The organism is Pseudomonas sp. WMBT8, assembly GCF_050916005.1.
GTDB lineage: Bacteria > Pseudomonadota > Gammaproteobacteria > Pseudomonadales > Pseudomonadaceae > Aquipseudomonas.
Genome location: NZ_CP188096.1, coordinates 4,589,675 through 4,611,502 on the forward strand (window position 1 = coordinate 4,589,675; position 21,828 = coordinate 4,611,502).

The 21,828-nt window shown below is 62.1% G+C and carries 21 protein-coding genes and 4 pseudogenes; 12 read left to right on the plus strand and 13 right to left on the minus strand.

Features of this window, described 5'->3' with window-relative positions:
- Positions 1 to 9 precede the first annotated feature (9 nt).
- Positions 10 to 1,065 (minus strand): MBL fold metallo-hydrolase, encoded by a 1,056-nt coding sequence (locus tag ACO77H_RS20810; RefSeq protein ID WP_169955306.1) that lies wholly within the window; start codon positions 1,063 to 1,065, stop codon positions 10 to 12.
- Positions 1,066 to 1,198: 133 nt separating this feature from the next.
- On the opposite strand from ACO77H_RS20810, the gene ACO77H_RS20815 reads away from it, so the two are divergent.
- From ACO77H_RS20815 to ACO77H_RS20830, 4 genes and pseudogenes are all read left to right on the plus strand, one after another.
- The gene (locus ACO77H_RS20815; RefSeq protein ID WP_169955307.1) at positions 1,199 to 1,822 is read left to right on the plus strand and encodes a TetR/AcrR family transcriptional regulator; all 624 of its coding nucleotides are present in this window, start codon (positions 1,199 to 1,201) and stop codon (positions 1,820 to 1,822) included.
- A gap of 197 nt (positions 1,823 to 2,019) precedes the next feature.
- The gene (locus tag ACO77H_RS20820; RefSeq protein WP_169955308.1) at positions 2,020 to 3,078 is read left to right on the plus strand and encodes a diguanylate cyclase; all 1,059 of its coding nucleotides are present in this window, start codon (positions 2,020 to 2,022) and stop codon (positions 3,076 to 3,078) included.
- A gap of 253 nt (positions 3,079 to 3,331) precedes the next feature.
- Positions 3,332 to 3,958 (plus strand): annotated as a pseudogene (locus tag ACO77H_RS20825) (PAS domain-containing protein); the annotation flags it as partial.
- Positions 3,959 to 4,123: 165 nt separating this feature from the next.
- Positions 4,124 to 4,561, plus strand: a pseudogene (locus tag ACO77H_RS20830) (methyl-accepting chemotaxis protein); the annotation flags it as partial.
- 4 nt (positions 4,562 to 4,565) lie between these two features.
- Here the strand turns inward: ACO77H_RS20830 and ACO77H_RS20835 are convergent.
- Positions 4,566 to 4,679, minus strand: a pseudogene (locus ACO77H_RS20835) (LysR family transcriptional regulator); the annotation flags it as partial.
- Positions 4,680 to 4,717: 38 nt separating this feature from the next.
- Complete coding sequence (locus ACO77H_RS20840; RefSeq protein WP_076962912.1) at positions 4,718 to 5,041, minus strand: DUF2025 family protein; 324 nt, start codon at positions 5,039 to 5,041, stop codon at positions 4,718 to 4,720.
- A gap of 245 nt (positions 5,042 to 5,286) precedes the next feature.
- On the opposite strand from ACO77H_RS20840, the gene ACO77H_RS20845 reads away from it, so the two are divergent.
- A complete protein-coding gene (locus tag ACO77H_RS20845) occupies positions 5,287 to 6,414 on the plus strand; it encodes a glycerophosphodiester phosphodiesterase (RefSeq protein ID WP_170056887.1) in 1,128 nt (375 codons plus the stop codon).
- On the plus strand, positions 6,415 to 7,089 hold the full coding sequence (locus ACO77H_RS20850) for a helix-turn-helix domain-containing protein (RefSeq protein WP_170041942.1): 675 nt from the start codon (positions 6,415 to 6,417) through the stop codon (positions 7,087 to 7,089).
- On the opposite strand, the gene ACO77H_RS20855 is transcribed toward ACO77H_RS20850, so the two are convergent.
- A complete protein-coding gene (locus ACO77H_RS20855) occupies positions 7,081 to 7,959 on the minus strand; it encodes a sterol desaturase family protein (protein ID WP_432754514.1) in 879 nt (292 codons plus the stop codon). The two genes, ACO77H_RS20850 and ACO77H_RS20855, sit on opposite strands and share 9 nt — an antisense overlap.
- 151 nt (positions 7,960 to 8,110) lie before the next feature.
- Here ACO77H_RS20855 and ACO77H_RS20860 point away from each other — a divergent pair, with 151 nt between their 5' ends.
- Positions 8,111 to 8,416: a PepSY domain-containing protein gene (locus ACO77H_RS20860; RefSeq protein ID WP_038442689.1), complete on the plus strand. Its 306-nt coding sequence runs from the start codon at positions 8,111 to 8,113 to the stop codon at positions 8,414 to 8,416.
- A 51-nt stretch (positions 8,417 to 8,467) separates the two neighbouring features.
- On the opposite strand, the gene ACO77H_RS20865 is transcribed toward ACO77H_RS20860, so the two are convergent.
- The gene (locus ACO77H_RS20865; protein WP_407073432.1) at positions 8,468 to 9,235 is read right to left on the minus strand and encodes a methyl-accepting chemotaxis protein; all 768 of its coding nucleotides are present in this window, start codon (positions 9,233 to 9,235) and stop codon (positions 8,468 to 8,470) included.
- A gap of 165 nt (positions 9,236 to 9,400) precedes the next feature.
- Positions 9,401 to 10,306: pseudogene (locus tag ACO77H_RS20870) on the minus strand (hypothetical protein); the annotation flags it as partial.
- A 21-nt stretch (positions 10,307 to 10,327) separates the two neighbouring features.
- On the opposite strand from ACO77H_RS20870, the gene ACO77H_RS20875 reads away from it, so the two are divergent.
- Entirely contained in the window at positions 10,328 to 11,350 is a 1,023-nt protein-coding gene (locus ACO77H_RS20875; protein WP_432754515.1) for a transporter, read from the plus strand.
- A 128-nt stretch (positions 11,351 to 11,478) separates the two neighbouring features.
- A complete protein-coding gene (locus tag ACO77H_RS20880; RefSeq protein ID WP_170056885.1) occupies positions 11,479 to 13,095 on the plus strand; it encodes an inorganic phosphate transporter in 1,617 nt (538 codons plus the stop codon).
- Between the two features lie 123 nt (positions 13,096 to 13,218).
- Here the strand turns inward: ACO77H_RS20880 and ACO77H_RS20885 are convergent, their stop codons facing one another.
- The 3 genes from ACO77H_RS20885 to ACO77H_RS20895 are packed head-to-tail and all read right to left on the minus strand — an operon-like array spanning position 13,219 to position 15,886.
- On the minus strand, positions 13,219 to 14,193 hold the full coding sequence (locus ACO77H_RS20885; protein ID WP_432754516.1) for a biotin-dependent carboxyltransferase family protein: 975 nt from the start codon (positions 14,191 to 14,193) through the stop codon (positions 13,219 to 13,221).
- Positions 14,190 to 15,068 carry a 5-oxoprolinase subunit B family protein gene (locus tag ACO77H_RS20890; protein WP_169955317.1) on the minus strand — a complete coding sequence of 293 codons (879 nt, stop codon included), beginning with the start codon at positions 15,066 to 15,068 and terminating at the stop codon, positions 14,190 to 14,192. Before ACO77H_RS20890 ends, ACO77H_RS20885 begins: the two co-directional genes overlap by 4 nt.
- Positions 15,069 to 15,127: 59 nt before the next feature.
- The gene (locus tag ACO77H_RS20895; protein ID WP_169955318.1) at positions 15,128 to 15,886 is read right to left on the minus strand and encodes a 5-oxoprolinase subunit PxpA; all 759 of its coding nucleotides are present in this window, start codon (positions 15,884 to 15,886) and stop codon (positions 15,128 to 15,130) included.
- Between the two features lie 118 nt (positions 15,887 to 16,004).
- Here ACO77H_RS20895 and ACO77H_RS20900 point away from each other — a divergent pair, with 118 nt between their 5' ends.
- Positions 16,005 to 16,922 carry a LysR family transcriptional regulator gene (locus ACO77H_RS20900; RefSeq protein WP_432754517.1) on the plus strand — a complete coding sequence of 306 codons (918 nt, stop codon included), beginning with the start codon at positions 16,005 to 16,007 and terminating at the stop codon, positions 16,920 to 16,922.
- Here the strand turns inward: ACO77H_RS20900 and ACO77H_RS20905 are convergent.
- Entirely contained in the window at positions 16,919 to 17,815 is an 897-nt protein-coding gene (locus tag ACO77H_RS20905) for a LysR family transcriptional regulator (protein ID WP_432754518.1), read from the minus strand. The two genes, ACO77H_RS20900 and ACO77H_RS20905, sit on opposite strands and share 4 nt — an antisense overlap.
- Positions 17,816 to 17,937: 122 nt before the next feature.
- On the opposite strand from ACO77H_RS20905, the gene ACO77H_RS20910 reads away from it, so the two are divergent.
- On the plus strand, positions 17,938 to 18,696 hold the full coding sequence (locus ACO77H_RS20910; protein ID WP_170041936.1) for an SDR family NAD(P)-dependent oxidoreductase: 759 nt from the start codon (positions 17,938 to 17,940) through the stop codon (positions 18,694 to 18,696).
- Positions 18,697 to 18,699: 3 nt separating this feature from the next.
- Here ACO77H_RS20910 and ACO77H_RS20915 read toward each other — a convergent pair whose 3' ends face one another.
- Positions 18,700 to 19,140 (minus strand): multidrug/biocide efflux PACE transporter, encoded by a 441-nt coding sequence (locus ACO77H_RS20915; RefSeq protein ID WP_169955322.1) that lies wholly within the window; start codon positions 19,138 to 19,140, stop codon positions 18,700 to 18,702.
- Between the two features lie 90 nt (positions 19,141 to 19,230).
- Here ACO77H_RS20915 and ACO77H_RS20920 point away from each other — a divergent pair, with 90 nt between their 5' ends.
- Positions 19,231 to 20,085 (plus strand): LysR family transcriptional regulator, encoded by an 855-nt coding sequence (locus tag ACO77H_RS20920; protein ID WP_432754519.1) that lies wholly within the window; start codon positions 19,231 to 19,233, stop codon positions 20,083 to 20,085.
- Positions 20,086 to 20,098: 13 nt separating this feature from the next.
- Here the strand turns inward: ACO77H_RS20920 and ACO77H_RS20925 are convergent, their stop codons facing one another.
- Together ACO77H_RS20925 and ACO77H_RS20930 are read right to left on the minus strand one after the other, a co-directional pair.
- Positions 20,099 to 21,328, minus strand: coding sequence for an RNA polymerase sigma factor (locus ACO77H_RS20925; RefSeq protein ID WP_432754520.1), 1,230 nt, complete (start codon positions 21,326 to 21,328; stop codon positions 20,099 to 20,101).
- Entirely contained in the window at positions 21,325 to 21,801 is a 477-nt protein-coding gene (locus tag ACO77H_RS20930) for an SRPBCC family protein (RefSeq protein WP_169955325.1), read from the minus strand. Before ACO77H_RS20930 ends, ACO77H_RS20925 begins: the two co-directional genes overlap by 4 nt.
- Between the last annotated feature and the right edge of the window lie 27 nt (positions 21,802 to 21,828).

The following is a 21,828-nucleotide window of genomic DNA, read 5'->3' on the forward strand; positions in this document are numbered from 1 at the left end:
CAAACACCTTCAACTCGCCAGCGGTTGTGTCACCTGGGCCTCGACGTCCAGCCACCAGGCATGCCCGCGCTCAGGTGCCGCCAGCGTGAAAGCCTGACCCATGGCGGGCGTGGTAATCGACACATTGCGCTCCCAGGCCAGGGCCATGATGCGGTCGAATGGCTCATGCCAGGCATGGAATGCCAGATCAAAAGTGCCATTGTGGATCGGCAGCAACCAGCGCCCCTTCAGGTCGATATGGGCCTGCAAGGTTTGTTCGGGCTGCATGTGCACATGGGGCCAATCGACGTTGTAAGCTCCCGTTTCCATCAGCGTCAGGTCAAATGGCCCGTATTGCTCGCCAATGCGCTTGAAGCCATCGAAGTAGCCGGTGTCGCCACTGAAAAAGATACGCCGGGCGCCATCAATCATCACCCACGAGGCCCACAGCGTCTGGTTGCCATCAAACAGCCCACGCCCGGAAAAGTGCTGGGCCGGGGTTGCGACAAAACGGATACCGTCCACCTCGGTGCCCTGCCACCAATCCAGTTGCCGCACCTTGTCGGGCGCTACACCCCATTTGATCAAGGTGTCGCCGACGCCCAGCGGCGCTAGAAAATAGCGGGTCTTGACCGCCAACTGCACCACCGCCTGGCGGTCCAGGTGGTCGTAATGGTTGTGCGACAGGATCACCGCCTCAATCGGCGGCAGTTCTTCAAGGCTGATGGGTGGCTGATGAAAGCGCTTGGGGCCGGCCCAACTGAAAGGCGAAGCACGCTGGGCGAACACCGGATCGGTCAGCCAGAACTTGCCACGCATTTTCAGCAGGACGGTGGAATGTCCCAGGCGGTAGACACTGTGGTCCGGGGCACTCTGCAATTGTTCACGCGTCAGGCGCTGCACCGGAATCTCCCCCACGGGCCGCGTACTGCGGGGCTTGTGAAAGAGCATCTTCCAGAAAATCTGCAGGGTTTTGCCAAAGCCCGCACGATTGACCGGCGCATGATTGTTGAAGTGGCCTTGCTGCTGCTCGGATGGCTTGAGCGCGGCAGAGGGGGTGTCGAGACGGTTAGAGATCGTGGCCATTACAAAGTGACTCCGGTACGTTCTGCTGATGCAGATCAACAACTACACTGCACAGTGTAGTTTCAAGATTGCAACAAAACCCGGACCAAGTAAACTACCGAGTGTAATTTTCTTCCCAGAGCCGAATAGCCCCATGACTGCACCCCAACGCCTCACCGACCGTAAACGCGAAGCCATTGTGGCGGCAGCCATTGCCGAGTTTCGCGACAACGGTTTCGAGGTCACCAGCATGGACAAGATTGCGGCCACGGCCCGCGTCTCCAAGCGCACGGTGTACAACCACTTCCCCAGCAAGGAGGAGTTGTTTACCGAAATCCTGCATAAACTGTGGGCCAGCAGCGTCGCGCAACTGGATGTCAGCTACAGCAGCCAACAACCCCTGCGCGACCAATTGCGAGTGCTGTTGGAAGCGAAGATGAAAATGATGTCGGACGCCAACTTCCTCGACCTGGCCCGGGTAGCGATTGCTGCGACCATCCACTCTCCTGAACGCGCCCAGGACATCGTCAATCGCCTGAGCGAGCGCGAAGAAGGGTTTACTTTGTGGGTGCGTGCAGCCCAGGAAGACGGGCGTCTCAAACCCGTTGACCCGTGCTTTGCCGCCCATCAGGTGCAAAGCCTGCTCAAGGCGTTCGCCTTTTGGCCGCAAATCACCCTCGGCCAGCCCACCCTGGACTTGGCTACCCAGGCCAACGTGATCGAGTCGGCAATGGACCTGTTCCTGGCCGGCTACGAGATTGCTCCCCTTCCCCGATAAGCCCTTGTGTCGCCAATACGACGCTCAGAAGTCGTTTTTACCGTAATCCCTCTGGATCTCCACGCAAATGGCCCGGAAGGACACTGATTATTCCCACGTAAATAACTGACAATAATCGCCTGTCATCTGGCGTAAATGGCCTTTGAATAACCTACGCCTTCGCCACTAAAAAAAAGAAAAACCTGACGCAGGGATCTATGGAAAACCTTCGAGGCAAAGGGCTGTCGTTTGCCCGGCGCATTTATCGGCCGCGCATTATCGGGCTGGGCGTTGGCAGCATTTGCGTGCTGGCCGCCCTGTACCCGCTGGCCATGCCCGGATGGATCTGGGCGCTGTGGCTGTTCAACGCATTTATCTGGCCGCACCTGGCGTACCAACTGTCGAGTCATTCGGCATTTCCCTACCAGGCTGAGCGCCGCAACCTGCTCTATGACTCACTGTCCGGTGGGTTCTGGGCCGCAGCCACGCAATTCACACCGCTGACCGCAGTGACCATCCTCGCGATGATGACCATGCATAACGTCGCGGCGGGCGGCAAACAGTTGATGATCCAGGGCATGCTCGCGCAACTGGTGGGCGTCGCGCTGGCCTGGCTGGTATTCGGCCCCTCGTTCAACCCCAATGTCGGCCTGATCCAGGTGTATTCGTGCCTACCGATGTTGATCCTTTACCCCGTCGCCATCGGCATGGCCAGCTATCGCCTGGCCATCAAGCTCTCGGAACACAAACGTGCCCTGAGCGCCCTGAGTCGTACCGACAGCCTCACCGGCCTGCTCAATCACGGTTCCTGGAAAGACCTGCTGCAATTGAAGTTCCACAAGTGCCAGCAGCAACAGTCCCAGGCCACCATCGCGTTGATCGATATCGACCACTTCAAGCAGATCAATGACGCCTATGGCCATATCGTCGGTGACCGCGTGCTGCGACAACTGAGTAAGGAATTGCAGCGCAACGTGCGGGAAAATGACCTGGCGGGCCGCTACGGTGGCGACGAGTTCTGCGTGATTCTCCCGGACGTGCCGCTGGAGCAGGCCAGTTATGTGATGGAGCGCCTGCGGGAAATGTTCAGCCGCTACCGCGACCCGCAGGTTCCGGAACTGCGGGTCAGCCTGAGCATTGGCCTGGCGGCCTACCAGGTGCAATTCACCCAGGCGCATATGTGGCTCAATGCCGCAGACCAGGCGCTGTACGCCGCCAAAGGCACCGGGCGCAACCGGGTGACGGTTGCCGAATCACTGGTCGCCCGCTCTGCCTGAATAGAACTTCCTTTGGTGCCCATGACTCAGAGCTCCCAGCTGTACTGTCTGCCGGTATAACGGAAGCCGGCAATAAGCACGTCTGCCGTGGGCCTGGGGCTACACGGCGCGAAAGCGCACCCATGGATACATCCACGCACGTTGCATCACTGAGCACGCAACCATGCTATTTACCGCCCACAAAAAAACCATCACCACCCTACAAGAAACTGTCAGCCAACAAGCTGGCCTGCTCGATGCCATCGAACGCTCCATGGCCGTGATCGAGTTCGATCTACAAGGCAGTGTGTTGCGCGCCAATGACAACTTCCTCAAGACCATGGGCTACCGCGAGGATCAAGTCGTCGGCCAGTCCCATCGCCTGTTCTGCACCCCGGCGTTTGCCCGCAGCGCCGACTACAGCCAGTTGTGGACGCAACTGCGCAATGGCCAGTTCCAATCGGGCACCTTCGAGCGCGTCGCCGCCGACGGTCATTCGGTGTGGCTGGAGGCCAGCTACAACCCGGTACGCGACCAGGCCGGCCGAGTGGTGAAAATCATCAAATATGCCTTGGACGTAAGCGCCAGGATGCAGGCCGAAAGCGAAGCCAATGCCAAGCTCGAGGCGATTGACCGGGCCATGGCCGTGATCGAGTTCAACCTCGACGGCACCATCATCACCGCCAACCAGAACTTCCTCCAGCGCCTGGGCTACAACCTGGCAGAAATCCAGGGCAAGCATCATCGCCTGTTCTGCAAGCCGGAGCTGGCCAACAGCCAGGAATACACGGACTTCTGGCGCCGGCTGAACCAGGGTGAGTTGTTCAGCGGCCAGTTCGAGCGCATCACCCGCTCCGGCCAGACGCTGTGGCTGGAAGCCAACTACAACCCGGTGTACGACGCCAGCGGGCGCCTGTGCAAGATTGTGAAGTTCGCCTCCGACGTCACCGCGATGGTGGAAAAACACGCCGCAGATGCCCAGAGCGCAACCCAGGCCTATCACATCTCCCTACAGACCCGGGACATCGCCGAAAAAGGCGCCGAGGTGATTCAGCAGACCGCCAGCGGCATCCATGACATTGCCGCCGACATTGAAAGCTCATCCAGACTGATCGCCAAGTTGGGCGAGCGCTCGCAGCAGATCACCGCCATCGTCAACACCATTCGCGCGATTGCCGACCAGACCAACTTACTGGCCTTGAATGCAGCCATTGAGGCCGCCCGCGCGGGTGACCAGGGCCGCGGATTTGCGGTGGTCGCCGATGAAGTCCGACAACTGGCCGCACGCACCAGCGGCTCCACGGCGGAGATCTCGAGCATGATCGAGATGATCCAGAGCGAGACCCGCCAGGCCATCGACAGCATGGACAACACCCGCGACCGCGCAGCCCAGGGCGTGGGCCTGGCCAACCAGGCCGGCACGGTGATCCTGCAGATTCGCGAAGGCGCCAGCGATGCCGTGCGGGCGGTGAGTATGTTTGCCAATGAGCGGGTGGGGTTGTAGGCGCTTACGAGGGATGGCTCAGGTGCCGGCCCAGCTCGTCGAACAACGTCACCACTGAAAGCAGCGCCCGACAGTCCGGGCGCGTCAGCAACCACAAGGCGGTGTCGTAACCCGTGAGCGCCGGCCCCAACGCCTACGGGATTTGCGTGATGGTGATCAACCCACCAGGCTGCGCACCGCGCTGATCTGCGGGATCTCGACCCGGCGCATATACACGCGCAACGGCTCAGTGATGTTGATGCGATCATCGATGTTCTGGTCCAGCAGCAGTTGGATGTGCTCGCGGGACAGGGTCATGGCCTGGTCGGCCGCCGGCTGCCAGACGAACTCGCTGGTGGGGATGATGCCGTCGTCGGCGACGTCCATGCCGAACGAGTCTTCGCTGAAACGTACGATGTACTGGCCGGTCTTGCGGTTCAGGCCGACAAAGCCGTTGAGTTGGTCGGCGGCCTGGCAGATGAGTTCCGATGTGATGCGCATGCTAAACCTCACTGAAAAATCCCATAGGGGAAGTGAACGATGGTTTACACGCGAGGCGGCGAAATAAGGCAATGGGGTTCCCTCTGGCGGGGAAACTCGGGCCAAGAATACTGCATAGCACGGCACAAAAGCGCAGAAAAAATAGCGCATGCGCACGTTAATGTCGGTTTGGTGATAGCGCGATTTGCATGCAATTGTTAAAAAGGAACCCTTCTTGAAGCTACCTCCACGAAAGGACCTCGCACATGCCTGCTACGTTTACCAAGAGTGCCCTGCTGCTCGCTCTGATGATGGGCCTTGGCCACGCACAGGCTGCAAGCCCCATCAGCCCGGTTGAACTGGCGACCAAGGACGGCATCCCCCACCCAGCCGTGATCGCCCACCGGGGCGCGTCCTTCGATGCGCCGGAGTCCACCGCTGCCGCCTACAAGGTCGCGCGCGACCTGGGTGCCGACTACCTGGAACTGGATCTGCAGCGCAGCAAGGATGGCGTGCTGTTTGCCCTGCACGACAACAACCTGCAACGCACCACCGACGTGGCCACCAAGTTCCCGGAGCGCAAGGACAGCCCGGCCAACGAATTCACCTGGAAAGAGCTGCAAACCCTGGATGCCGGCAGTTGGTTCAACACCGCCTACCCGGAGCGTGCGCGCCCGGGCTTCGTCGGGTTGAAAATCCTCAGCCTGGACGAAATCATCAAGATCGCCGAAGGCAACCCCCAGCACAAACCCGGCCTGTACATCGAAACCAAGGAGCCCAAGCAGTTTCCGGGGATCGAAGCCGATCTGAAGGACAAACTGCTGGATAAGGGCTGGCTGAGTTCCGTGGGTTCCAAGCTGGGCAAGAGCAACACCGGCGTCGGCCAGGGCAAGGGCCGCGTAGTGCTGCAAACCTTCGAGACGGCCAGCCTCAAGGAACTGCAGAAAGAAATGCCCAACACCCCGAAAATCCTGCTGTTGTGGGTGGGTGAAGGCAGCATCGAGCCCAAGTCCAAGGTGACCTTCGCCGAGTCCGGCGAGCCAACCAAGGCGGCCTACTATGCCAAGCAGGAACCCAAGGACGCTGCCGAGTTCGAGAAGTGGGTCGATGAAGCCAAGAGCCTCGGTGCGATTGGCACTGGCCCGTCTGCACAACTGACGGCCCTGGGCGACCAGAGCTATTCGGACCTGGTCAAGCCCGAGATGAACCAACTGACCCACGACAAGGGCCTGCTGGTGCACGTCTATACCGTCGACGAGCCGGTGGATTTCGAGAAGGTCATGAGCGCCGGGGTCGATGGCATCTTCACCAACCGCGCCGCCGAACTGCTGAAGTTCTACAAGCGCTGGCCGTCGTCCAGCGTGCAGGACCTGCTGCAGGACAACGGTTACTGAGTGAGCGAGTGGTCAGGCCAACTGTGGCTGGGGCCGGATTACGGCCTGATCCTCGGTGAGACGGGGCGCACGGCGCCCCACGCCCATTATGCCCATCAATTTATCCTGTGCGCGCATAGCCCCATCACGGTCAGCCTTGATGGGCAGCTGCAAACGGCGTATCGCCTGTTCATCCCCTCTCGCCAGCCCCATGCCATCGTCCATGCCCCTGGCACGGTGTTGATGGCCTATGTGGAGCCCGGTGCATTTGATCGCGAGTCGTTGCAACACGCCCTGGATACCGCCGATTTTTCCCATGAGCGCCTTGCGCAGACATTGCGCCAGCTGCCACGTCGCCAGGCAGACGATGAGCGCGTGCAACGCGCCCTGCACACCCTCGATCAACAGTTGAGCGGCAAGGTCTCGGCGCAATCATTGGCACAGGCGGCGCACCTGTCGTTGAGCCAGTTGGAGCGCCTGTTCGTCAGCCAGCTCGGCGTGCCGGTACGGCGCCTGGTGATGTGGCGCCGCCTGCGCCTGGCACTGGACCTGGCCCTGAACGGCGACACCCTGACCCAAGCGGCCCACGGCGCTGGGTTTGCCGACTCGGCGCACTTCTCGCGGACCATGAAGCAGCTGTTTGGCGTGACCGCCGGGGCCTCATTGCGCCATCTTCAAGTACACCTCCTACCGTAGTGCGGTGGGTACCGGGGGTTCCTTGCTCAATCGCGCGGGGCTGAAGGGCTCACGCAACTGCTCGACGTAATCCAGCGGATAGTCCGGCCGGCTGCCAATCCCCAGGTCGCCCTCGCCCATTCGATAATCCTCGGTGTAAAACGCAGTCCCCAGCAGCCAGTCCCACAGGTTGAAAAACAAACCGAAATTCACATCCCCCGCGCGCCCGTATTTCATATGGTGAAAGCGATGCACCGGCGCCCAGGCAAACACCCAGCGCAGCGGCCCCAGGCGCATATCGACATTGGAATGCTGTAGCAGCAACTGGATCGCAATGGCCAACGCCAGCAGCATCGCCACCTCCCCTGGAATGCCCAGCAGGATCAGCGGCAGCAAACCCGCCGTGGCCTCGAGCATCTGGTGCAAGGGATGCTTCATCAAGCCATTGAACCCATAGAGCCGCTGCACGCTGTGATGCACCGCATGCAAACGCCAGAGTGCGGCGATGCGGTGGCTGGCGTAATGCATCAGGGTGATGCCCGCGTCGGCAATGATGATCGCCAACAGCAATTGCGCCCACAGCGGCCAGGCGCGCGGCCAGGCGCCCTCGATGGCCAGCCATGCCGTGAGCAGCGGCAATGCCAGCAAGCCCAGGGCGTTCAGGCTTTCATTGACCAGCGCGTGGAGGACATCCCGGCGTCGGTCGCCCAGGCTGCGGTTCCACTGGGGCTCGTAGGGCAAGCACAGCTCGGCGATAAACGACACGCCGATGGCCAGCGCAAACACCGCCAGCAGCCACTGCGAGGCGCCTAGGGTGACCAACCAGAGCCCCGCGCCAATAAACCCTGCCCAGAACAAGGGGGCGTATAGCCAAGCCAATATCTGTTTCATAAGTGTCTCCCGTGGGTGAGACACCAGCATGAAATCTCCCGGCACGGGGCGATTGAACAAACAACGCAAACGTCCTACACAATTAAGGGTGAATTAAGTTGCGCGAGGTAATCTGATCCCACTTAAACAGCTCACCCCAAAGGACTCCATCATGAAAAACCTGACCGCTCTGTTCGCCGCTGCCGCCCTGACCCTGACCGCCGGCCTGGCCCAGGCCGATGTTCGCCCGGACCAGATTCCAAGCCTGCTGCAATCGGGCGCCGTGAAGCCATTTGAACAGCTGAACGCCGCCGCCCTGGCCAAACATGCCGGCGCCACCATCAACGACACTGAGCTGGATAACGAAGCCGGGCGCCTGGTCTACGAAGTTGACCTGACCGACACCACTGGCAAGAAGTGGGATGTGAAGCTCGACGCCAAGACCGGCGAAGTGCTGGAAAACAAACAAGACACTTAAGTTGCCCCAGCCACACAACGCGCCGCCTTCGGGCGGCGCAGTTGTGTCTGGTCAGGCACTCAGGCGCGCGGTCACTTCATTGAGCTCGGCCGACAAGCCCCGCAGGTTATGACTGGCGGCTTCGGTGCGCTGCACGTTGTCCAGGTTGGCGGTGGCCACCGTGGTGATTTGCGTGATGTTGCGCGAGATATCCTCGGCCACCGAGGTTTGCTCCTCGGCCGCCGTGGCGATCTGCCGGTTCATGTCGCGGATCGCCTCCACCGCCTGGGTGATATGACTGAGCATCGCCCCGGCCTGGGTGACTTTTTCGACACTCTCGTCACTGCACGACTGGCCGCTGATGATCGCCTCGGCGGCGTCCACCGCCCCCGTCTGCACCGCCTGGATAATCTGGTTGATCTCGATGATCGACGCCGCCGTGCGTTGCGCCAGGCTGCGCACTTCATCGGCCACCACCGCAAAGCCACGCCCGGCTTCGCCCGCTCGCGCCGCCTCGATTGCCGCATTGAGGGCCAGCAGGTTGGTTTGTTCGGCGATCCCGCGAATCACTTCCAGCACCGTGCCGATGCGCACGCTGTCGGCTTCCAGGCGGCGGATGATGCCACCGGTGTTGAGGATCTCGTTGCGCATCTGGCCGATGGTGGCAATGGTCACTTGCATCACCTGGCCGCCTTCACGGGCCGAGTGATCGGCCTCGTCCGCCGCTCGCGAGGCACTGGCCGCGTGGCGCGCGACTTCCTGGGCGGTGGCGGACATTTCGGTCATCGCCGTCGCCACCTGGTCGGTCCGGCTGAACTGGTCCTGGGTGCCCGTCGCCATCTGCCCGGCAATCGAATTCAGCTCGCCACTGGCGCTCACCAGGTCCTTGGCACTGCGCTGCAGGCGGCCGAAGGTTTCGGCGAGAAAATCACGCAACGTGTTGGCGGCTTGGGCCAAGTGCCCCAGCTCATCCTGGCGCTGGCTGGCAACGCGCTCGGCAAACCGGCCATGGCTCAATTGGGCTACATAGTCGATCAGGCCCCGGATCGGCAAAATCAGGTTGCGGTTGATCAACCACAGGCTGAACAGACCGATCAGCACCCCAGACAGCACCATCACCGCCAAGCCCAGCATCACGGTACGTTCGGCATAGGCGCTGATTGCCAGCGACTGCAACTTGCCCTGCTCATGCAGTTGCGTGACCAGCGCGCTCATCTGTTCGCTCACCGCGCGGTCCACGCCCTTGACCGCGTTGTCCCCGGCCGCCGCATCGGCACCGGCGGCCACGTACGCATCACGCCCCTTCTGGTAAGCCACGCCCAGCAACTGGTGCTCCTGGCGCAAGGTGTCCAGGCGACGGCTCAAGCCTGGATCGCCCTCGGTGTTGGCCACCAGGCGCGCGAGGATGCCCTGCACTTCCCGTTGCCGATCCTGGAATTGCCCCCAGTACTTGTCCATGTCCTGGGGCTGTTTGCCACGCAGCAGGACGTTTTTCCATTCCTGGACCTGGACCTTGAATTGCACGTTGGCCTCATCGATCAGCTGTGAGGTCTGCAACGGCCCCTCCAGCAAACTGCGATAACTCTGCACACCGCTGGAGAGAAAATGAAAACACGCCAAGGCAATCAATAGCATTGCCAACAAGCTGCCACCGAGCAACGACAGGATCTGTGCTCTCAAGGACTTTCGCAAAAAACTCATCGGGGAAAAGCCTCGAAACAGGGAAATGGGGACCTGCACCGCAACATCCCTGTCAACCAACGCACAGCCAATCCAATGGCATGCTTGCGCCTTGAATCGGCCGGGCCAGACGCTTCTTGAGCCCAGTGGATGAGCGGTCGGGCGGGAGCGACCCGTAGCTGACACAAAACTGTCAAATCCCCTTGCAATGATTGCGCAACGCGCGCCCATCGCCTGCCTCTGCGAGCCCCCATGAACCACAGCATCGACCACGGCCACCAGGACTCCGACCTGTTTGGCCTGCTTTACGGTTTCCGCTTTCGGCCCGGCGAGAAAGCCGAGCAGATCGACTCGGCAACCGTGCTCAAGGCCTTGCACGCCCCGGCCGACCCCGATGAATTCCTGTGGCTGCACCTGAACCTGACCCACGCCGCCTGCCAGCGCTGGATGCAGGCGCACCTGGAGTTGCCGCCGGAGTTCTTCGAGGCCTTGCACGAGGGCTCGCGCTCCACCCGTATCGAACATGTGGACTCGGCCTTGCTGGCGGTGGTCAACGACGTGGTGTTCAACTTCAGCAGCATGATGTCATCGGACATTTCCACCTTGTGGGTCTGCGCTCGCAGCCGCCTGCTGATCAGTGCGCGCCTGCAACCGCTGCACTCGGTGGACAAGCTGCGCTCATCGGTAAAGGCCGGCGAACACTTCCGCTCGCCCCTGGAGTTGCTGGTGCATCTGCTGCGTGACCAAGGCGAGGTGCTGACGCAGATCGTGCGCAAGACCAGCCTCAGCGTCGACCAGATCGAAGACCAGTTGCTGTCCTCGCGCCTGTCCACCAACCGCGCCGAACTGGGGGCCATGCGCCGGGTGCTGGTGCGCCTGCAACGCCTGCTGGCCCTGGAGCCGGGCTCGCTGCTGCGCCTGCTCAACCGCCCGCCGCAGTGGCTGCAAAAGGAGGACGTGAAGGAGCTGCGCAAATCCACCGAAGAGTTCGCCCTGATCATCAACGACCTCACGGCCCTGGGCGAACGGATCAAGTTGTTGCAAGAAGAAATCGCCGCCAACCTCAACGAACAAAGCAACCGCACGCTGTTCACCTTGACGGTGGTGACGGTACTGGCGCTGCCGATCAATATCATTGCCGGTTTTTTTGGCATGAACGTCGGAGGTGTGCCGCTATCCCAGGACCCCGAGGGGTTCTGGATCCTGGTGGCGTTGGTGGCGACGTTCACCTTGATTGCCGGCAGATGGGCATTTCGCAAGCGCCAGGATTACTGAACCGGCGCCTACCCAGAATTTGTGGACCGGCGGTTATCTCAATCCACCAAACACTGACTTGACGCAGCATCTCTGTAACATTCTGCAACGATCATGGGAAACATCCTCCCCACACTGGATGCTCCGGCATGGCCACCCCTTCCCTGACTGCCTCGCCCCAGGCTGGCGCCACTGACGCAAAACCGCAATTGGACAAGAAACCCGGCCTGTTCACGGTGATCATGTTCTTCGCAGTGCTCGCCATGGGCCTGTTGTTCACCGCCTACAGCCTGATGCACGACATGCACGAACTGGGAACGGTGGTCACCACCTGGACCCCATTCCTGCTGCTGGGCGTGGCCTTGTTGATTGCCCTGGGGTTCGAATTCGTCAACGGTTTCCATGACACCGCCAACGCCGTGGCGACCGTGATCTACACCAACTCGCTGCCGCCGCAATTCGCCGTGGTCTGGTCGGGGTTCTTCAATTTCCTCGGGGTGCTGCTGTCCAGTGGCGCGGTGGCCTTTGCCATCATTGCCCTGCTGCCGGTGGAGTTGATTTTGCAGGTCGGTTCTTCCGCCGGTTTTGCGATGATCTTTGCCCTGCTGATCGCCGCGATCCTGTGGAACCTCGGCACCTGGTGGCTGGGCCTGCCGGCGTCGTCTTCCCATACGCTGATCGGGTCGATCATCGGCGTGGGCGTGGCCAATGCCCTGATGCATGGCCGTGACGGCACCAGCGGCGTGGATTGGGCCCAGGCGATCAAGATCGGCTATGCGCTGCTGCTGTCACCGCTGATCGGCTTCGGCTTTGCCGCCCTGCTGTTGCTGGCACTGCGGGCCTTTGTGAAAAACCGCGCGCTGTACAAGGCGCCCAAGGGCAACACCCCGCCGCCGTGGTGGATTCGCGGCATGCTCATCGTGACCTGCACCGGCGTGTCCTTCGCCCACGGCTCCAACGATGGCCAAAAAGGCATGGGCCTGATCATGCTGATCCTGGTGGGCACGTTGCCCATGGCCTACGCCTTGAACCGCACCATGCCGGCCGATCAATCCCTGCAATTTGCCGCTGTGGCAGAAGTCACCCAGCAAGCGCTGGTCAAGAGCGCACCACAAGCGGCGCCAGCCGATCCACGGCCGATTCTGTCGACCTATGTGCGCACCAAGGACGTCACGCCCGAGCTGATCCCCGCCCTCGCCGCCCTGACCGGGCATATCGGTGAGCAAGTCAAAGGCTACGGCTCCCTGGCCAAGGTACCGGCCGAGGCGATGGGCAACGTGCGTAACGACATGTACCTGACCAGCGAAACCATTCGCCTGATGGACAAGGGCAAGGTCGGTCATTTCGATGCCGACACCCAGGGCAAGCTGCAACTGTTCAAGCAACAGATCGACAACGCCACACGCTTTATCCCGCTGTGGGTGAAGATCGCCGTGGCCATCGCCCTGGGCCTGGGCACCATGGTCGGCTGGAAGCGCATCGTGGTGACCGTCGGCGAGAAAATCGGCAAGACCCACCTGACTTACGCCCAGGGCGCCTCGGCCGAAACCGTGGCCATGCTGACGATTGGCGCTGCCGATATGTTTGGCTTGCCGGTATCCACCACCCATGTGCTGTCCTCGGGCGTGGCCGGGACCATGGTGGCCAATGGCGGCGGCTTGCAGATGAAGACCATCCGCAATTTGCTGATGGCCTGGGTGCTGACGTTGCCGGCGGCGATTGTACTGTCGGGCAGTCTGTATTGGCTGTTTACCCAAATCTTCTGAATCACCACACAGCAAAATGTGGGAGCGGGCTTGCCCGCGATGGCAGTGGATCAGGTTAGAAATATTTGACTGACACACCGCTATCGCGGGCAAGCCCGCTCCCACATTTTTTTGTGTGATGGCTTAGCCCGCGAATAAGCCAGCCATCGCTTTGAGCCGCTTCTTGTACACCCGCCGCGCCTCCAGCGCCTCCTCCAGCGTCACTGCGACAAACCCCGCTCGCTGGTTGGGCTGCATCTGCCCGATCAGGTCCAGGTCGGCGCTGATCACCGTGCCGATCATCGCGTAGCCGCCGCCTGATACCGCATCGCGGTGCAGCACGATCGGCTCCAGGCCAGCCGGGACCTGGATCGAGCCGATGGGGTAGCAACTGTCGACGATGTTCGATGGATCGGAGCCCGCGCCAAATGGCTGCTCCCGTGGCTGGAAGCTCAAGGCACTGCCGCCCTTGAAGCGGTAGCCGATCCGGTCGGCCTCGGAACCCACGGTCCAGGGCTCGGCGAAAAAGCTGCTTTTGGCTGCGGGCGTCAGGCGCTCGTAGTACAAGCCCGGCACCACGCGTAATGTCACATCGCCGCCCACCGAGCGGCGCAAGGCCATCGGCAAGCTATTGCCGGCACGGCCTTGGCCGCAGGTCTGGCCGATAGGCAACAGATCGCCCTCCTGCAAGCGCCGCCCGTGGAAACCGCCCAGCGCACCGAGGGTGTAAGTGGAGCGGCTGCCCAACACCAGCGGCACGTCGATCCCCCCGGCCACCGCCAGGTAGGTGCGCGCCCCGGCCAGGGGAAACTCAAAGCGCAGCTCCTGACCGGCACGCACCTGGAACGCCGTGTCCTGGTGCACCACTTCACCGTCCAGGCGCGCAGACATCAGCGCGCCACTGAGTGCCACCAGGGCGTCCTGTTGGAACTCCAGCTGCGGGCCAATCAGTGTGCATTCCAACCCCGCCGCCCCCGCCGGATTGCCCACCAGATGGTTGGCCGCACTCAAGGCGTACTGATCCAGGGCGCCGGACGGCGGGATCCCCAAGTGGTAATACCCTTCACGCCCCAGGTCCTGCACGGAGGTGGCCAGGCCGGGCTTGAGCACCTTGATCATACGAGCGCCTCCTGCAGGGTTTTCGGGTAGCCGACCGGGTCGGCAAAAAAAGCGTCCAGGGAAAATTCCACCGGGCGAATGCGCAAATCGAAACGCCCGGCCTCCACCTCGGCCACCGCCAAGTCGTAGGCATCCCGGTCGATGGGCTTGAATTGCACGATATCGCCGGGGCGGAAGAACACCATGTGTTCCTTGAGATAGGCCAACTGCTGGGCCGGGTCGTAGATCGGCGCCGGGGTCACGCCAAACATCTGGTAACCCCCCGCGCCGCGCACTGAGTAGATACAGCCGAAACAGCCGCCATGGCCGAGGGTCAGCTTTGGCGTGTCGGTGCGTGGGCGCAGGTATTTGGGCACCTGCAACTGGCGTTCGCGCTCGACCATCTGGAACATGAACGGCAGGCCCGCCACAAAGCCGACCATCGACACAAACCACGGCGCGCCACTATGGGCTGCGATAAACGCCTCGACATCCGCCAGGCCATTGATCCGCGCCGCGTACTCAAGGTCAGTGCCCGTCGGGTCCTGGTGTCGGTCGCGAAAACGCATCAGGGTTTCATGGGTCCAGGGGTCGTTGTACAGCACCGGAATCTCGATGATCCGCGTGTGCAAGGTGCGCTCGGCCACGGCCTGGGCCTCGGCGCTTTGCACCGCATCGAGCAGCACCTGGGGGGCGATCAGGTCGGGGTCGAAGCGGATCTGGAACGAGGCGTTGGCCAGGCAGATATCCAGCACGCCGGGCAGCTCCAGGCGCTGCACCGCACGGGTGACGGCCATGCCCTTGAAGAACGCCTCCAGGGACATGCTTTCGCTGACCTCGGCGAACAAATGCTCATCGGCGCCAAAGCTGTAGCGAATCGGGGATGTTTCAGCCATGTCTGTTCCTCTTGGAATCATTGTAGAAAGGCAGGCAAAAATCATGCAGGGGCTGCGGTTCAGACGGGTGTGCGCACCACGATCCCCGCCTGGTCCAGGGCCCTGCGGGTCGCCTCCACCAGGTCCAGGGCGCCCGGCGTATCGCTGTGCAGGCAGATGGAATCGAATTCGATAAACAGGTCTTCGCCCTCGACGGTGCGCACCAGCCCCGTCTGGCAGGCCCGCAGCACACGCGCCGCCACTGTCGCCGGGTCCAGGGCGCGCACGTTGCGGGTAAACACGATGGAGCCGGACAGATCGTACTCACGGTCGGCATAAAACTCGCGTACTACCGGCTGCCCCAGTTCCTTGGCAATGCGCCAGATCACCGAGCCGGGCATGCAATACAGCAGCAGTTCAGGCTCCAGGCGTTGCAGGTTTTCCACCAGCAGGCGGGCCGCTTCTTCGTCCCGGGCCAGGTGCATGTACAGCGCGCCATGGGGCTTGATGTGCTGCAAGGTCACGCCCTGCACCCGCGCCAATTCGCGCAGGGCGCCCAGTTGGTAGAGCATGTCGTCCACCAGTTCCTGGGCCGGGGCGTTGATGTGGCGGCGGCCGAACCCCACCAGGTCGCGAAAGCCCGGGTGCGCGCCAATGGCCACGCCCAACTGCTTGGCGCGCTCGATGGTGCGGCGCATGGTGCCGGGGTCGCCGGCATGAAAGCCGGTGGCGACGTTGGCGGAGCTGATAAACGCCATCAGCTCATTGTCCACACCGTCGCCAATGGTCCAGGGGCCGAAGCTTTCGCCCATGTCCGAGTTGAAATCCACTGTCTGCATCGGGGCTGCTCCGCAAGGGTTCGTGCCAAGGAAAATAGGCTGGCCCTTGACCCCTTGGGAAGATCTATTATCAGATAGGGTATCTTCGGAAAATCAGATACCCCCAAGAGAAATCCCCATGTCGCTTACGCTGCGCCAGGTTCGCTACTTTGTCGCCACCGCCGAAATCGGCCAGATTTCCCAGGCGGCGATTCACCTGAATATCTCCCAGTCGGCAGTGACCACCGCGATCAAGGAGCTGGAAGCCATGCTCGGCGCCCAGCTGTTTGTACGCTCGGCCCAGGGCATGAACCTGACCGACGCCGGCCGGCATTTTCTCAACCGTGCCTACGTGATTGTGCGCAGTGTCGACGATGCCCTCAGCAGCCCGCTGCCAGACTTGCGCGCCAGCGGCGTGCTGCGAGTCGCGGCCAGTTACACGGTGTTGGGTTACTTCCTGCCGCACCACTTGCAACGCCTGGAGCATTGGCACCCGGACGTGAGCATCGAAGTCTTCGAGCAGGAGCGCCAGGCCATCGAACAAGGGATGCTGGATGGCCAGTTCGAGATGGCCGTGGTGCTCACCGCCAACCTCACCCACCCGGATATCGTCTCGCAAATCCTGTTCAATTCCGAACGCCGCCTGTGGCTGCCCAGCCACCACCCGCTGTGTGAACGGCGTGCGGTGAGCCTGGCGGATGTGGCGCAGGAACCCTATATCCTGCTGACTGTGGACGAGGCCGAGCAAAGTGCCATGCGTTATTGGGAGCAGGCCGGGCAGACGCCCAAGGTGCGGCTGCGCACCAGTTCGGTAGAGGCGGTGCGCAGTATGGTGGCCAATGGCAGTGGCGTGGCGATTCTGTCCGACCTGGTCCACCGCCCCTGGTCCCTGGAAGGCAAGCGCATCGAGACCTTGAGCGTGACTGACAAGGTCGCGCCCATGAGCGTCGGCCTGGCCTGGCACCGTGAGCGCACCTTTACCCCGGCGATGCAGGCGTTTCGCGACTACTTCCACGATGCCTTCCTCGCCCCCCAGCAACTATCGACACGCCGTTAAAGCTGGGCCTTCAAGGTGGCCGACAACCAGTCCATCAGCACCCGTACCCGTAGCGGCAAGTGGCGCTGGCCGGCATACAGCATCGATACATCCAGCGCAGGCGCGGGATAGTCGGGGAGCACCGCCACCAATTCGCCCTTTTCGAGCAATTCGCGGATGCCCAGCCCCGGTACCTGAATGATCCCGAAACCGGCGAGGCATGCCGACTGGTACGCATCCGTGCTGCTGACCGTGACCCGCCCGGCCATGGCAATACGTTGCACCTTGTTGCCCTGCACATATTCAAAACCCGCGGAGCGCGCACCCAGCGGCCGCACGTAATGCACCAGTTGATGGGCGGCCAGATCGCCCAGGGTCTTGGGTTCGCCATAGCGTTGCAGGTAACCGGGGCTTACGCAGTTGATCATCGGCATGCTGCACAACAGGCGCGCCACCACGGACTGGTCTGGTTGTACGCCCACGCGCAACACACAATCAAAACCTTCGGCCAGCAGGTCGACCTGGCGGTCGGAGCTGCTGATTTGCAGCTCGATCAAGGGGTGCCGGTCCATAAACTCCGGCAGGTGCGGCAGGATCACCTTACGTGCCATCACATTGGGCATGTCGATACGGATCCGCCCGGTCAATTGCGCCTCGTCCTGGCGAAACAACCCCTCCAGCTCTTCCATATGGGCCAGCAGGTCCTTGCTGCGCTCATACAGCACGCGCCCGTCCTGGGTCGCCTGCACCTTGCGCGTGGTGCGCTGCAACAGGCGCGTGCCCAACAGGTCTTCGAGGGCGCGCACCTGCTCGGACACCGTCGAGCGCGGTAGCCCCAGGCTGTCGCCGGCCTGGGTGAAACTCGACAGTTCGGTGACCCGCACAAAGGTACGCAACAGGTCCAGCTTGTTCATGGTGGTGCCCCGTGATTGTTCGACTGATCCGACCAGTGATTCCGGATTCACTCTGTTTATCACGCAATACCCGGACAAATACACTCATTCCACCATTACCCACCCGCTCCGAGGACTGCACCATGACCCGTAAAATCGCATTGATCACCGGCGCCAGCCGTGGCTTGGGCAAAAGCACTGCCCTGCATCTGGCCGCGCAAGGCATCGACATTGTCGGCACCTACTACAGCAAGGCCGCTGAGGCCCAGGCGGTGGTCGCAGAGATTGAACAGCTCGGCGGCCGCGCCGCCATGCTGCAACTGGATGTAAGCCAGAGCGCCACGTTCGACGGGTTTGTCAGCCAGCTCGGCGAGGTCCTGCAAGCGCATTTCGCCCAGGCGCATTTCGATTTCCTGATCAACAACGCCGGGATCGGCACCCATGCCAGCTTTGTCGAGACCACCGAAGCGCAGTTCGATCAAATGGTCGCGATCCACCTCAAGGGCCCGTTCTTCCTGACCCAGAAGCTCCTGGCGCTGCTCGTCGATGGCGGGCGCATCATCAATATCTCCAGCGGCCTGGCCCGCTTCAGCCTGCCCGGTTATGCCGCCTACGCCTCAATGAAAGGCGCGGTGGAAGTGCTGACCCGTTACCAGGCCAAGGAATTGGGCGCACGGGGGATCAGCGTCAACACCCTCGCCCCCGGTGCCATCGAGACCGACTTCGGTGGCGGCGCGGTACGCGACAACGCCGGCATCAATGCCTTTGTCGCCAGCAACACGGCCCTGGGTCGGGTCGGCTTGCCGGACGACATTGGCGGGGCGATCTCCACCTTGCTGGCCGATGGCAGCAAATGGATCAATGGGCAGCGTATCGAGGCGTCGGGCGGAATGTTCGTCTGACCCTCACACTTGCTCTGGCGCACGTTGCTGCAGGAACTTTTCCCGCAGCACGTCGTAGCCCCAGTGGTACACATAGGTGTACGGCAGGAAGAACAGCAGCACGCCGATATCCAGGATAAACGCCTGCATCAGGCTGATATTGAGCCACGCGGCAATCAGCGGTACGGCAAACAGAATCAGCCCACCCTCGAACAGCAGGGCGTGCATGATCCGGGTCTTGACGCTATTGGCCAGTTGCAGGCGCACCTTGAGGCGATCGAACACGCTGTTGAAGATCATGTTCCACGTCAACGCCAACAGGCTGATGGCCAGGGTCACCGCGCCCATTTCCAGCGCTGGGCGACCGGTGATCCAGACCAGCAACGGGGTACAGATCAGCAAGGCCAGGCCTTCGAAGCCAAGGGCCTGGAAAACACGTTCGGTGATGGACTTGGTGGTGTTCATAGGTGTTGCTCTGTGAATGTCTTGGGTTGCCATCATCGCGCTCTGAAACGATACTTCATAATCAATAACCATCGATCAAGGCGATAGATCATGGCTTCTCATGAAGTGTTGCAAGCGTTTGTGCAGGCGGCGACCCAAGGCTCGTTTTCGGCGGCGGCGCGCAAGCTGGGCAAGAGCCAGTCGACAGTCAGCGCCGCAGTGGCCAGCCTGGAGATTGATCTGGACGTGGTGCTGTTCGACCGCAGCAGCCGCAAGCCCAGCCTGACCCCGGCCGGGCACGTTCTGCTGCAACGGGCCGAGCAGGTGCTGGAGGCCAGCAGTCGCCTGGAGCTTGCCGCCAGCCAGTTATCCCAGGGGCTGGAGCCCAAGCTCAGTATTGCCATGTCTGATACCTATCAGTCGGGGCGCTTTGAAACGCTGCTCGGCTCCCTGGAGCAGCGCTATCCGGACCTGGAGCTGGAGTGGTTGATTGCCGAATGCGAAGACCTCATCGCCCTGGTGCAAAGCGGGCGCGCGCAGTTGGCGTTTATCGAGGCGCAGGAGGTCTACCCGCCAGACCTGACCCATGCCACCATCGAGGAGCGCGCACAACTTGCGCTGTTTGTGTCCCCGCGGCACGCACTGGCCAGCCTCGATGGCATCGACCAGCAAACCCTGCAACAGCACCGGGAGCTGCGCCTGGCAAGCATCATCAACCCCAATGAAAACCGGCTGACCGGCCGAGTCTGGTCCGCCCCCAGCTTTTTGATGCTGATGGAAATGGCCATCCTCGGTTTTGGCTGGGCCCCCTTGCCGAGCTGGTTGGTGGAGCGCTTTGCCAATGGCCAACTGGTGGAGCTCAAGGCTCGCGGCTGGCCGCGCTCGGTGGCGGTGGATGCGTTGTGGTCGCGGCAACACCCGCCGGGCCCGGCGGGGAGTTGGTTGCTGGAAAAGATGCTCGAATAACCTCCGCCGGCGCCTACACAGGCCTATCGGTGCAGGTTGCCAGGCGTCGTTCGATGAAGCGTTTTTCTGGCATTTGCTGGGTCAGGCACAGGGCTTTTTCATACGCCTGGCGCGCCTCTTTCATCCGCCCCAATTGCCGGCAGAACTCGCCACGCGCTGAATGCGCCAGGTGGTAATCCAGCAACTCGCCGCGCGCCAGGATCCCCTCGACCTGTTGCAACCCCGCCAATGGCCCATCGCGCATGGCCACGGCGGCGGCGCGGTTGAGCTCGATCACCGGGGACGGCAGCATCCTCAGCAGCACGTCATACAGGCCAATAATCTGTGGCCAATCGGTCTGCGCCGCACTCGGCGCCTCGGCGTGCACCGCGGCAATTGCTGCTTGCAGGCCGTAAGGGCCAAAACGCCGGGTGGCCAGGGCCTGCTCCACCAACGCGCAGCCCTGGGCAATCAACGCGGCATCCCACAACGTCCGGTCCTGTTCATCCAGCAGCACCAACTCAGCAGCGGGCGATAACCGGGCTGGGCGCCGGGACTCATGGAGCAGCATCAACGCCAGCAGGCCCATGACTTCCGGCTCCGGCAGCAACTCCAGGAGCAGGTGGCCCAGGCGTATGGCCTCGCGGGTCAAGTCGTCACGGGTCAGGTCGGCGCCCATGGACGCCGAATAACCCTCGTTGAATACCAGGTAGATCACGCGCAGTACGCTGTCCAGGCGCTCAGGCAACTCCGCCAGCCCTGGAACTTGGTAGGGGATTTTCGCCTCGCGGATCTTGCCCTTGGCGCGCACGATGCGTTGGGCAATGGTGGCCGGCGTAACCAGGAAGGCCCGGGCAATTTCCTCGGTACTAAGGTCACAAATCTCACGCAGGGTAAGCGGCACTTGCGCATCGGCCGCCAGCGCCGGATGGCAGCAGGTGAAGATCAGGCGCAGGCGGTCGTCTTCCACGTCTTCGGCACTCCAGTCAGCCGCTTCCAGCGCATCGGCCTGCTCCTGCAGCAACGGGGTGAAACGGGCCTGGCGGCGCAAGCGGTCGATGGCCTTGAAGCGCCCGGTCGACACCAGCCACGCCCCAGGGTTGTCGGGCACGCCATCCTGCTGCCAGCGCTCGACCGCGACGAAGAACGCCTCGTGCAAGGCTTCTTCGGCGAGATCGAAATCCCCCAGCAGGCGAATCAAGGTCGCCAGGACGCGCCGCGAGTCACTGCGGTAGACCGCCTCGACCCGGGCCTTGACGGTCAATCGGGCATGCCCTGGGTCACCAGCGCCACCAGCCGGTCCAGGCTCTCGCCCCACCCCTGGTGAAAGCCCATGGCTTCGTGGGCCTGTTTGTCGGCTTCAGTCCAATGCATGGCGCGCGCGGTGTAGCGGGTCTTGCCGGCAACGTCCTCGAAGGTCACTTCGGCGCTCATGAACGGCTTGCCCGATGGGATCCAGCCGGGCAGGAACGCATCGGTAAACACCAGGCGGCGCGGCGCGTCGATCTCCAGGAACACGCCCTGGGTCGGATACTCGCTGCCGTCGGGCGCGCGCATCAGGGTGCGAAACAGACCACCGACCCACAGGTTCATTTCGCACTCCGGCGTGGTCATGCCGTGTGGGCCCCACCATTGCTGCAACAACGCAGGCTCGGTCCAGGCACGGAACACCCGGCTCGGCGGGGCGTCGATCATGCGGCTGATGGACAGTTCGAATGCAGCGGGTTGAGTGTTCATGGATAAACCTCCTGAGTCTTGTGATTG